Source organism: Spirosoma pomorum (assembly GCF_054776615.1).
The window spans coordinates 138324-150689 of record NZ_BAAHBP010000039.1; the positions used below are offsets into that span (position 1 = coordinate 138324).

Below are 12366 nucleotides of genomic sequence, written 5' to 3' on the forward strand. Positions count from 1 at the left end.
AGCCGATTAGAATCTAAAATTATACGTTAGCGACGGAATGGGCTGCCCAAAAATCGACAGACGGTACCCGTTGACGACACCTCTCTCTGACTTGAAATAGATGGAATACACGTTCCGTCGTCCCGTCAGGTTATAGACAGAAATTGTCCAGAAGCTATGGGCCAGTTTTTTCACCTTGTGGTTCCCTTCGATGTTCATGGCGAAATCGGCGCGATAGAAATCTGGCACCCGATACTGGTTACGATCCGAGAAGAACAGGCGCTGCGCCCCATCCTGGGTGTATTTGAGGACGGGTAACGTAATGGGCCGCCCAGTGCTATACGTGAAATTCAACGATAGACTAAACCGGCGATTGATCTTGTAATTACCGATAAAGGTCAAGTCGTGCGGCTTGTCGTAGCTGCTTGGGTAAAACGAACCCTGGTTGATCTGCTCTACCGTATTGGGGCTATTTGTCCGTAACAAGGTTCGGGCGTAGGTGTAGCTCAGCCAGCCATTCAGCTTTCCCGTTGTTTTCTTAACCAGAAACTCAACCCCGTATGCTACGCCCTGCGCATTGACGACGTCCGTTTCGATGTGGGAATTTAGCAGCAACGTTGCCCCCCCCCGGTAGTCGAGCAGGTTCTGCAACGTTTTGTAATAAGCCTCGACGGATGTTTCGATGGTATTATGCCGGTTGTTTTTGTAGAACCCAATGGCGTATTGATCACCAATCTGCGGTTTGATATTTGGATCGCTCAACTTCCAGATGTCAGTAGGCGAAATAACCGTTGTGTTGGACAGCATCTGAATATACTGCCGCGTTCGGTTGAAGCTGGCTTTGACCGACGATGTTGGCGATAATGTATACCGAATAGCCAGACGATACTCCGGTCCGTGGTAGGTTTTGATCGGCTGATTAGTACCGTACGTCAGCGTATCGGTGATGGTGCTGAGCGTTTGGGCGTAACCGGGTGCATACTGGAAAACCGACTTGGGCCCCAGGTAAGTATATAGCGAATACCGCAGTCCGGCATTGACCGATAATCGATCATTGACATCGAACTTATCACCGACGTAAAGAGCACTTTCCAATCCCTGTTCATGCGGAACGACATCAGGCAGAATCAGCGACTCGCTCCCCCGCGGCTGGAAATTTCCAGGAAACAGTTTGTAGTACGTTGTACTAGCGCCAAAGTCAATTGCATGCTGGTTTGTAGGGTAGTAATTGAAGTCAGCTTTCAGTTGTGACTGGTTGACGGCGAAATTCAATTGATAAGCATTGACTGGGTTTTTCTGACTATACACCTGGTACTTATAGCCACTATAGCTACCCGTAAAGACGCTGTAGAGCTTGTTGTTAATAATGTGCTTCCATTTCAGCGTAGCCGTCCTGTTCTGATATTCGTAGGTCGTATCGGTATTCAGCCGGAAATTATCATGGCTCAGGTAGCCTGTAAAGTAGACGGTGTTACGTTCGTTGGCGTCGTGGGTTACGTGCAGATTAATGTCATAGAAACTGGCCCGGCTGTTCCGATACGCATCCGTCGGCAGCTGTTTTAAAATCCAGTTTGAGTACGTAGACCGCCCACCGAGAATAAACGCCGTTTTCTCCTTGATTAATGGTCCTTCGACCATTAGCCGCCCCGTCAGCAGGCCAATTCCCCCAGCGCCAGCAAACTTCTTCTTGTTCCCATCACGCGTCTGCACGTCCAGCACCGACGACAATCGCCCGCCAAACCGCGACGGGATACCGCTTTTGTAGAGTTCGGCGCTTTTTATTACGTCGGGGTTAAACGCCGAGAAAAAGCCGAACAAGTGCGATGGATTATAAATTGGTGCGTCATTGTAGAGGATCAGGTTCTGGTCGGTAGCGCCCCCGCGTACGTTTAGCCCCGTCGAGCTTTCTCCTACTGATTTTACGCCCGGCAGCGTCAGCACTACCCGTAACAGATCGGCTTCGCCCAGCGCCGTGGGTACCTGACGGATCGTTTTGATGTCAACCCGATCTTGCCCCATTTGCGTACCAGCAATGTTCACGTCTTTTTCGGCTTCAATAACCACCTCTTTCAGCGCAATGACATCGTCCTCCATCTCAATGTCCAGCTTACCGTCATTGTATAGAATGATCCGACGCCGGGTATCTTTCATCCCAATGCTACGCAGTTTCAGTTCGTGTCGACCGCGGGGCAGCGTTAACGAATAGTAGCCAAACTGATCGCTTACCGTACCAACGCGCGGATTGTCGACGTATATCGCAACACCTACGACCGGCTCGCCCGACGCTACGTTCCTGACCGAACCCGCTACTGTTGCCCGACCAGAACGGATTGGATTGGTACGCACACCAACGTCATAGGTTTTGGCTTCGGGCTCTGTCCGTTTAGTTCGACTTATAGCCAGGTAGGCATCTGCAGTTGAGTCAGCCGCGTTGGGGATTCGTCCACGCTCAAAAAACCCAATCGGTAATTCAGTACGAATTGGTCGCTCAAGTGTAATGTACACTCGCTGTTGAGCATCAATAGCAAAGGCGTACTTGCTTCCGTTTAGCGCCTGATACAATACCCCCTGAAGAGGGATATTTTTCGCTTGAGCATTGATGAATAAACTATCGACGTCTTTCGCGTCAAAATAGAAGCGGTAGGGTGTACTTGCTTCGATACGTTCGACAAACTGATCGAACCGGAGATTGGTGAAGCTTCCACTGATCAGAGCAGGCGACTGACTCTGCCCTGAAACGTTTGTCAACAGACAGCACAGGATACCCAGAACGAATACGTGGCGGTAAAATTGAAGCATACTCAGTGGGTTAAATGCTCATACTGACGTACAACAGCCGTGATAGCTTCTTCGCGTTGCTGCTTGAATTTTATCCGATTGGCGCGTAAATATTTCTGCAGCGCAGAGGCTTGTTCCGGAAACAGACGCAGCAAGGCACGCTTTGATTTAATGGGATAATACGTGCCATTTTTTAGAATGAAGTATTTGTCTTCCTGAACAAAGTCGGCTTTGTATTTTCCGCTCGAAATATCCTCACGAACAATCTTGATTCGACGAGCCAGCGCTTTCACCGATCCATCATGCAAAAGCTGATAGAAGCCCGTACGCACGCCGACCGTACTGTCGCCTACCAATCGGGCAAACCGCTGATCTCCGATGGTGAACGACGCGATTCGTTCACTATGCAGTCGAATTCGGTAAGGCGTTCCAGGGCGTAGGATAGCTAATTCATCCCGGACGATATCGTACAACATAGGTACGCTTTTGTAGAAAGCACCATTGTATGAAATCGTACCGTTTTGCAGGCTGTCCGAGAAAAGGAAGGGGTGAATTTTAATTTGATGGTTGTGTGCTACATATTCATTTCCTTCAAAGAGATGAGCCTGTTTATACATGGCTTGATTATACGCCAGCAAAGCCTCCCCCTGATCAGTAGGTAACGTCAGCGAATCGGCCGATGTCGTCTGACACAGCCCGGCAGTAGCCATCAGCAGGCAGCAAAGAACACATAAAGGATAAAGCATGAGAAAGGTTTAGGTGCTGGAAAATAACCACTACAAGGCTACATTTTCAAGCTCTTACTCTAGCTACTTAGTATTCGTTGCAGGAAACGTACTCTTTTATGGCATTTTTTGCTCTTTAGGGCAATAAAAAGTCGTTCGACCGCCAACTACTGATCGTTCAATTCGAGTCTTACAGCGTGGGCAGAACTTGTGCGCTTCCAGATCGTCATACGGCGAATCGTCCCACTCTCTGACATGAATGAGAAAATTTTGGGGGAAATCACGGTACATGGCTTCATAACGTATAGCCGTTTCGAGCACCAGCCGGATAGCCGCATGAATCTGTGTTATCTGCTCGTCCGTTAACGTATCGGACCGCTGCTCCGGATGAACATATGCCTGAAATAGCACCTCATCAACAATCCAGTTTCCTAAGCCAGCCACGGTACTTTGGTCAAGCAGTACAGGCTTAACCAAGGCTTTTTTACGCCGAAGCTTATCGGCCAGTTGATCACGGGTTATGTCGAGCCCATCCGGAGCAATTTTCTTTTCTTTCAAGTAAGCGTCGATATCCGCCACTAGGCCAACGCGTTCAAACTTTCGCGGACACAGAAATCCGAGATTGAATCCACCGTCAAACTCGAACACAATTCGGGCAAAACGCGGCCGGTCGAGCGATGAATGATAATACTCCAGATCGCCAGTCATGCCAAAGTGCATTCGAACAGTTACCTCAGGATCGTCCGTTAGTACAAACAGATTTTTACCAACACGACGCGTTCCTATAAACTGACGTCCTTCCAGTTTAGCCAGCAAGTTGCTGTAATCCGTAGTCAGCAATTTTTTGTCTTCTACGTCAATATGACGAATGGGCTGATGCAACGCTGATGCTTCCAGATACTGGCGACGAATTTCAACTTCGGGTAATTCAGGCATACGTATTTTTTGTCCATACAACCCGATTTCTCATCAGTTGTTCCAGGCAGCTTTACGATTCAGAGAGTTTCTACTAGTATTCGTACAAGGCCAATAAACTACGCTAAGCGACTGCTAATCAACCATTGGGGATTCTAAAGAAGAACCATTTCGATTATTTATGGGTTTTACACAACAATACGAGCGAGCCTTCGTACGTTTGGGAATTACGCTTTATGGTGAACGTTTCTTTCTGCGTCTGTTTACCACCTTTATCACCATTACTGCACAGAATGTAACAACTTCTACCGACCGCGAAAGCGGCTTTATTAAGTTTTACAGGTTCAATTGTTAAACTGAAATTTCAATGGAAAACAATCAAAAACCCAAGACTAATGGTGCTCTGTTAGCCGCTCTGATTATTATGACGGGATTGGCAGGCGTATCGAGTTATTTGTATTTCGACCAGAAGAAAGTATCGGAAACCCAGGAAGTAACCATTTCTGAGCGCGTAGAAGAACTATCTACTACACGAGTCAAATTAGACTCGATTTCGACGGCGCTGGATGCTAAAATTGCAGAAGTACAGAAGTTGGGTGGTGACATTACCGAACTGGAAAAAGTAAAAGCGCAGCTAGAAAAAGACAAAGCGTCGTTACGTCGCGGAAATCGAGTTTCGCTTGCCAAGTACGATGCGAAAATTAAACAGTACGAGGCTTTCCTTGTCGAGAAAGATACGCTAATTGCTAATCTGCAGCGCGAGAATGCTACCCTAAACGACAACGTACGTGTACTCGGTGAGGAAAACACTGGTTTGAAAACAGATCGGCAACGCCTAAGTGATTCTGTTACCACGGTGGTCGCGCAAAACCAGGATCTCAGCAGCAAAGTAACGCGAGCTGCGGCACTCAAAGCTCAAAACGTTAAAGTACTGGCAGTCTCGGCAAAAGGTAAAGTAAAAGAAGATGATTCGTACAAAGCCAAACGGCTGGATAAAATCAAGCTTCTTTACACATTGCAGGATAATCCATTAACGAAAGAAGAAGCCAAGGAGGTTTATGTTCGAGTGCTTGATCCACAGGGAGCCGTGGTATCGGATATGGCTAATGGTTCGGGTACGTTCATGATTGATGGTAACGAAACCATTTATACCACCAAGCAAACAGTTAACTACACCAACAATAATCAGAACGTTGAACTGATGTACACCCGTGGCATTCCTTACAAACCCGGTAAATACACCGTGGAGTTGTATGCAGAAGGCTTCCGGATTGGTTCAGGCCAGTTTGCCGTTCGCTAGTTCACTTTCCACTTCCACAGCATCTACTAAAAAAGCCCGTCGAACGACGGGCTTTTTTAGTATCAGTAAAGTTTGATAAGCCTATTCGTAGTAGTTCATGATCTGGTGACCACTTTGAGCCAACAGTTGATCGCGACGGAATAGATCGATATCGGCATGCATCATGTCTTTTACCAGACCAGCCAGATCATACTTCGGTGTCCAGTTCAGTTGGGTCATTGCTTTGGTTGGATCGCCTAGGAGCAAGTCTACTTCGGTTGGACGGAAGTAACGAGGATCAACCGCGACAACTTCTTTACCAATTTCAACGGGGAAATCAGTGTTCGATGAGCTTACCACCACGCCGATTTCGCTTTCGCCTTCTCCTTTAAACTCCAGCTCAACACCAATTTCAGCGAATGCCATCCGAACGAAATCACGGATCGAAGTCGTTACACCCGTAGCAATTACGAAATCTTCTGGTTTTTCCTGTTGCAGAATCAGATACATTGCTTCTACGTAGTCCTTGGCATGACCCCAGTCACGTAGCGAATCCATGTTACCTAGATACACTTTATCCTGCAAGCCAAGAGCAATACGAGATACCGCGCGCGTAATTTTCCGTGTTACGAACGTTTCGCCACGCAGCGGTGATTCGTGGTTAAACAGGATACCATTGCAGGCATACATATTATATGCTTCCCGATAGTTTACCGTGATCCAGTAGCCATACAGTTTAGCAACAGCGTAAGGAGAACGGGGATAGAACGGTGTTGTCTCTGATTGCGCGTGCCCTTGAACACCACCGTACAGTTCAGATGTCGACGCCTGATAGATCCGTGTTTTCTCCGTCAGACCTAATAGCCGAACAGCTTCCAGAATTCGTAATGTACCGATACCATCAACCTGTGCAGTGTATTCAGGTTCATCAAAGCTCACCCGTACGTGCGACATTGCACCGAGGTTATAAATCTCGTCAGGCTGTACTTCTTGGATAATCCGGATTACGTTCGTCGAATCAGCCAGATCACCATAGTGCAATTTGAAACGGACATTTTTCTCATGCGGATCTTCATACATGTGATCAATCCGCTGCGTGTTGAATAGCGAACTCCGGCGCTTAATGCCGTGAACTTCGTATCCTTTTTCCAGCAGTAATTCGGCCAGGTAGGCCCCATCTTGCCCGGTGATTCCGGTGATTAACGCTTTTTTCATAAATCTTTTACGCGACGAAAAGTCAAACGGCTGAATTGTAAAAATTCCGTCAAATATAAGGCAAATGCCTCAATATCATAGTACTATTTTATTAAAAGGCTCCGTCGGATGTCCACTCGATCCGGTTGAATTTGAGCATTGGGTAATAATTGCTTGATAGCTGTATAATATCGCTCAGAGTCGATACGTCGCATGAAATCTCCGATCTTAAGTCGGTACGTCGGCTGGGTATAGGTCAGATATGGACTTAACTCAGGAAAATTTTGATAAATCAACAATTTAGCGTCGTCAGCAGCCTGGCGTTCATTGCCCACATAGACTTGAATACGAAAGCCGCTCGCGTATCGAATCTTCCGATTATTCATTGCCATCGTATCCAGCGCTAGGTCAAGTATACGATTTATTGAGGGAACGGTACTAACCGTCGAGCTATTTGTTTTCTTAATCTCGTTCTTGCTAGGTGTTGGTGGTGCCGATTTAGCCGGTGTGCTAGTAGTCACCCGCGCAGGTTTAGCCGTCGAGTTGGCTACGGATTTATAGCTTGGCCTGACGCCAGATAAATCTTCTGTATACCGATTGTAGTCGACAGATGAACGACCCGACGTAATAGCAGGTCGGCTACCGGCGCAACCAGCCAATACTATAGCTGGTAAGCAACAAACAAGATATAAGTATCTGTACATAAGCGGACCTGGATGAATAGGCAAAAATAACTATTTTGTTCATTGAATTAGGAAAGGATGGCCCCTGCACCATAAGCCATCCAGGATTTTAGTTATTTTTGGGTTTTATTAGGTACCATCCTCATGTTGAGTATACAGAGTCACGTATCGCTTAAACCCTACAATACTTTCGGGATTGATGTCGACGCGCGATATTGGGTTGAGATTAATCACGAAAACGATTTACAGACGCTTCTCAGTATTTCTGAATTCTTAAATACGCCTAAGCTTATTCTGGGGGGGGGCAGCAATGTGCTGCTCTGCCACAATTTTGACGGCTTAGTCGTCAAAATGAATATTCGGGGAATTGAGCTTGCTCGTGAGGACGATCATCATGTTTATCTGACAGTAGGCGCAGGTGTTAGCTGGCATGATTTAGTCATGCATTGCGTCAATCACGGATACGCTGGCATAGAAAATCTGTCCTTGATTCCAGGTACGGTAGGAGCCGCTCCTATGCAGAATATCGGTGCCTACGGAGTTGAGATAGAGCAGGTATTTGAATCGCTGACAGCTATTCATACGCAAACCCGCGAAAAGCGAACTTTTACCCACGCCGACTGCCAATTTGGCTACCGGGAGAGCATTTTTAAACACGAGCTGAAAGGACAGTATATCATTACAAGCGTTACGTTCCGGCTTGATAAGCAACCTATTTATCATACCCGTTACGGCGCTATTCAGGAGACTCTTGCCGAGATGGGCGTTTCCGACGATCAGTTGTCAATAAAAGCAATCAGTGACGCCGTCATCCGAATTCGGCGGAGTAAGCTTCCTGATCCGGCGCAAATTGGCAACGCAGGTAGTTTCTTCAAAAATCCAGAGATTCCAGCATCCCAGTTCGATCTGCTGAAAGATACTTATCCGGCATTGCCAGGTTATCCCCTGGACGGCGACGTAGTGAAAATACCGGCGGGTTGGCTCATCGAGCAGGCGGGCTGGAAGGGGTACCGGGCTGGTGATGCAGGTGTCCACACCAAGCAAGCGTTGGTTTTAGTCAACTATGGCTACGCATCTGGCAATGAAATAATCGCCCTCGCTCGCAAAATTCAGGAATCAGTAGAAGAGAAATTTGGCGTAACGATCAATCCGGAAGTAAACGTTATTTAAGAATATAAAAGGAGAAGGGGAAACAAGTAGAAAGGAATGTATATAATAGCAATCCTTTCTACTTGTTTCCCCTTCTCCTTTTATCCTTTATTCAAAACACAGCGATGCGGCTCCAAGGAGGCCAGCGTCGTTACCAAGAGTGGCCCGTTTGATGGCCAGTCCATTCTTGTAGTAGTCGTTCAGCCAGTAATCCAGCGTTTTGTTAACGGCAGGCAGGATATAATCGAACGAGGCAGAAAGTCCACCACCAATTAGTACCTGCTTAATATCTAAGATTTTGATGAGTGCTGCCAGCCCTTCACCAAGTATCTCGCCTACTTCCGTCCAAATCTGCATCGCGAGCTCGTCGCCTTCTACAGCAGCGGCAACCAGTCCCGTAGTGGAAATCGATCCGTCGTCGGGCAGGTGCGTTTCACCTTTGTATTCGCTCCGACGTAATGTAGCCAGGTCAAGCAGTTCTTTTTTGCCGATGTTACGTTCCAGCACCCGACCATTCCGTGAGGGAATATGACCCGGTTCCATTGCGTTACCGTCGCCCCCGGTGAAGATCTTTTTATTGATGATGGCCGCGCCACCAACACCTGTGCCAAGCGTAATAAAAATATAATTTTCCGTAATCTTCTCCTCGGCGAAGTAGTACTCACCTAACGCAGCGGCATTCGCGTCGTTGGCCAGAAAAAATTCGGTACCAGGAAAACGCTTGGTCAGAATATCAACCACCGGAATATCGTTGATTTCAGGAATCGCCGTAATCTCCAGGGGAATAGTACGGGTCCGATTGAGCATACCGGGTAAGCCAATACCAACTTTTTTAACCTCCTTGTTTGCCAGCAATTGTAGCGCAACAGCATCGCCAAAGCGGTCGATGAAGTGGCCTGACTGGCGCCAACTCATCGTATCGTGGCTATAAAAGTTAGAGATTTTACCCGTATTGGCATCCACGATGCCCATTTTGACGTTTGTGCCGCCAACGTCAATACCTAGATACTCAACGGAAGACATGTACTTATTTTTACGATTTACGAGTTTCGATTAACTGGTTCGGGTTAATGAAGTGTGGCGCAAGTTACGAAAATCAGCGTTGTATGGTAGTGGTCTGCCGGAACAGTGTTCGCAATGGGCTTATATATCGCCTAACTGGGGCCTAATCAGGATTTCTTCGACCACAGCGCTGGTCGAAAGGGAGTAAGCAGCCCACGCGCAATCGGCTACATCTTCCGCCTTCATAAACCGATCTTCGGGTAAGTCCGTACCCGCCCAGCTATTCGTCAGGGTAGCGCCCGGCAGCAGTGCCGTTACTTTTACACCATGGGGTTTCAGTTCTTCGCGGAGCACCCGGCTCATGCCCAGCAGGGCAAATTTCGAAATGCAGTACGAACCACCATTCGTGTAAGGCGTAATACTGGCGGTAGAGCACATCATAAAAATATGTCCTTTTCGGCGGGAAATCATCCCTCCAACCAAACCCCGCGTTAGGTGGTAAGCACTCCCCACGTTAGTGGTCATCAGTTCTTCGAACACCCCTTCGGCTTCGTTCTGAATCTGCCCTGGCTGAAAAACGCCTGCGTTATTGACCAGTACATCGACAGGCCGGTTCAGCGACCGAACGTACTCGAGCAAAGAGTTGACGCCGTCGCGGGTTGACAAATCAGCAGCAAATGGCAGCAGACCAGGCGCTGTTATATCGCCAACGGAACGAGCGCAGACCACAGCCTCGAAACCTTCAGCAACAAACTTATCCGCAATGGCCCGGCCAATGCCTTTGGAGCCGCCCGTCACAACGAGTAATGGATTCATAGAGAAGCAAACTAATCAAACAATTTCTGCCCAACCTCGAAAAGGCGACAGTTTCTGCCGAGTGCAAGTTACGTTAGAAACCATTCTTCCCTTCGTTCAGTTTTCTCGAATGGGAACCGCTCTGGGTAGAGATGTTCTAAATGGAGCTATCTGCTACTGGAGTTGCTCTGTGCCTGCTCTTTGCTACACATGTATGTCACGAATTGGTAAATACTTTATTTTTCTGGGCACCCTCTTCCGCAATCGGGAAAAGCTGTCAGTTTATCTGCGGCTCATTATAAATGAGTGTACATCCATTGGGGTCGGATCTGTCTTTATCGTGGCGCTGGTCAATACGTTCATTGGTGCCGTCACCTGCGTTCAGACCGCTTATAACCTGACTAACCCATTTGTTCCGCACAACATCATAGCCTTAATCGTGCGTGACAGTACTATCCTGGAACTGGCTCCAACGCTCACTTGTATCGTTCTGGCAGGAAAAGTGGGTTCTAATATTGCTGGTGAGCTGGGCACCATGCGCATTTCAGAGCAGATTGATGCGCTGGAAGTAATGGGAATTAATTCTAGTTCATACCTAATCCTGCCGAAGGTAATTGCGTCAGTGCTGATGTTTCCATTACTGGTTATCATGGCCGCGTTTTTATCTATTCTGGGTGGCTACATTGCGGGAACCCTTTCGGGCGTGATCACCCCCGAGGAATACGTATCAGGGCTGCGTTTTGATTACAATCCGTTTGGCGTTACGTTCTCGCTGACCAAAACCGTCGTTTTTGCCTTCCTGGTATCGACCATATCAGCTTTTCAAGGTTACAATGTAAGCGGAGGAGCCCTGGAAGTTGGTAGTGCTTCAACAGCGGCCGTGACAAACAGCTGTATTGCCATTGTGGGTGCCGACTTTTTATTGACGCAACTACTACTTACGTAACTAAAGAGCGAATAGCCCGACACTCTTTCGTTCTTTCACTCCTTCATTCGTTCGCTCTTCGTTTATGATTGACATCAAGAATATAACCAAATCGTTTGGTGAGCGGCAAGTCTTGGCTGGCATCAGCGATACCTTCAAACCAGGCCAGACAAGCCTGATTATCGGAGGAAGTGGTACAGGGAAAAGCGTCCTGCTAAAATGCATGATCGGTCTAGTCAAGCCGGACTCGGGGGAGGTGCTCTACAATGGCCGCAACTTCCTGACGAGTGACATTGACGAACAAAAAGCCATTCGTCGGGAAATGGGCGTACTGTTTCAGGGGTCGGCGCTGTTCGACTCAAAAACGGTGCGGGAAAATGTGCGGTTTCCTCTCGATATGCTGACGGACCAAGGAGAAAGCGAAAAGGCTGATCGGGTAGAGGACTGTCTGGTTCGGGTGGGTCTGGAAAACGCGGGAGACCGAATGCCCTCTGAAATTAGTGGAGGCATGAAAAAGCGGGTAGGTATTGCCCGCGCCATCGTCATGAATCCTAAATACCTCTTCTGCGATGAACCCAACTCCGGCCTTGATCCGCTGACATCGATCAAAATCGATCAGCTCATCAAAGAGATTACGGATGAGTATCAGGTTACGACCGTCGTCATTACGCACGATATGAATTCGATGATGGAGATTGGCGAGAAGATTGTTTTTCTCTACCAGGGTAAGAAACTCTGGGAAGGGAACAGCGATACCCTCACGCAGTCGGACGTAGAGGAGTTGAACGAGTTTATCTACGCGAATAAGCTCCTTCGTGAGATGAATCATTGAACGACGATCGCCTTTTTTTCAGAAGGGTATTCCAGCAGGGATACCCTTCTTTGTTGATGGTCGACTGCGCCGTTTAAACCTTCCTGGTCTGGCGGGAGTCCTAGGCATAG

General features: G+C 47.8%; 11 protein-coding genes. 4 read left to right on the forward strand and 7 right to left on the reverse strand.

Annotated elements, in window-relative coordinates; genetic code table 11:
- Positions 1–6: 6 nt before the first annotated feature.
- The 3 genes from ACYVAD_RS24505 to ACYVAD_RS24515 all read right to left on the reverse strand — a co-directional run bounded on the left by ACYVAD_RS24505 (position 7) and on the right by ACYVAD_RS24515 (position 4418).
- On the reverse strand, positions 7–2778 hold the full coding sequence (locus ACYVAD_RS24505) for a TonB-dependent receptor (RefSeq protein ID WP_461142183.1): 2772 nt from the start codon (positions 2776–2778) through the stop codon (positions 7–9).
- A 2-nt stretch (positions 2779–2780) separates the two neighbouring features.
- Positions 2781–3503 (reverse strand): hypothetical protein, encoded by a 723-nt coding sequence (locus ACYVAD_RS24510; RefSeq protein ID WP_461142184.1) that lies wholly within the window; start codon positions 3501–3503, stop codon positions 2781–2783.
- A 96-nt stretch (positions 3504–3599) separates the two neighbouring features.
- The gene (locus ACYVAD_RS24515) at positions 3600–4418 is read right to left on the reverse strand and encodes an Fpg/Nei family DNA glycosylase (RefSeq protein WP_461142185.1); all 819 of its coding nucleotides are present in this window, start codon (positions 4416–4418) and stop codon (positions 3600–3602) included.
- A gap of 346 nt (positions 4419–4764) precedes the next feature.
- Between ACYVAD_RS24515 and ACYVAD_RS24520 the strand changes: the two genes are divergently transcribed.
- Positions 4765–5697, forward strand: coding sequence for a hypothetical protein (locus tag ACYVAD_RS24520; RefSeq protein ID WP_461142186.1), 933 nt, complete (start codon positions 4765–4767; stop codon positions 5695–5697).
- Between the two features lie 81 nt (positions 5698–5778).
- Here ACYVAD_RS24520 and gmd read toward each other — a convergent pair whose 3' ends face one another.
- Together gmd and ACYVAD_RS24530 are read right to left on the reverse strand one after the other, a co-directional pair.
- On the reverse strand, positions 5779–6891 hold the full coding sequence (gene gmd, locus ACYVAD_RS24525) for a GDP-mannose 4,6-dehydratase (RefSeq protein WP_461142187.1): 1113 nt from the start codon (positions 6889–6891) through the stop codon (positions 5779–5781).
- An 83-nt stretch (positions 6892–6974) separates the two neighbouring features.
- On the reverse strand, positions 6975–7574 hold the full coding sequence (locus tag ACYVAD_RS24530; RefSeq protein WP_461142188.1) for an SPOR domain-containing protein: 600 nt from the start codon (positions 7572–7574) through the stop codon (positions 6975–6977).
- Between the two features lie 123 nt (positions 7575–7697).
- On the opposite strand from ACYVAD_RS24530, the gene murB reads away from it, so the two are divergent.
- Entirely contained in the window at positions 7698–8723 is a 1026-nt protein-coding gene (murB, locus tag ACYVAD_RS24535; RefSeq protein ID WP_461142189.1) for a UDP-N-acetylmuramate dehydrogenase, read from the forward strand.
- Between the two features lie 87 nt (positions 8724–8810).
- On the opposite strand, the gene ACYVAD_RS24540 is transcribed toward murB, so the two are convergent.
- Both ACYVAD_RS24540 and ACYVAD_RS24545 read right to left on the reverse strand, forming a co-directional pair.
- On the reverse strand, positions 8811–9725 hold the full coding sequence (locus ACYVAD_RS24540; protein WP_461142190.1) for an ROK family protein: 915 nt from the start codon (positions 9723–9725) through the stop codon (positions 8811–8813).
- A gap of 120 nt (positions 9726–9845) precedes the next feature.
- Complete coding sequence (locus ACYVAD_RS24545) at positions 9846–10520, reverse strand: SDR family oxidoreductase (RefSeq protein WP_461142191.1); 675 nt, start codon at positions 10518–10520, stop codon at positions 9846–9848.
- Between the two features lie 193 nt (positions 10521–10713).
- On the opposite strand from ACYVAD_RS24545, the gene ACYVAD_RS24550 reads away from it, so the two are divergent.
- Both ACYVAD_RS24550 and ACYVAD_RS24555 read left to right on the forward strand, forming a co-directional pair.
- On the forward strand, positions 10714–11445 hold the full coding sequence (locus ACYVAD_RS24550) for an MlaE family ABC transporter permease (RefSeq protein ID WP_461142192.1): 732 nt from the start codon (positions 10714–10716) through the stop codon (positions 11443–11445).
- Positions 11446–11509: 64 nt separating this feature from the next.
- The gene (locus ACYVAD_RS24555) at positions 11510–12256 is read left to right on the forward strand and encodes an ABC transporter ATP-binding protein (RefSeq protein ID WP_461142193.1); all 747 of its coding nucleotides are present in this window, start codon (positions 11510–11512) and stop codon (positions 12254–12256) included.
- Positions 12257–12366: the final 110 nt, after the last annotated feature.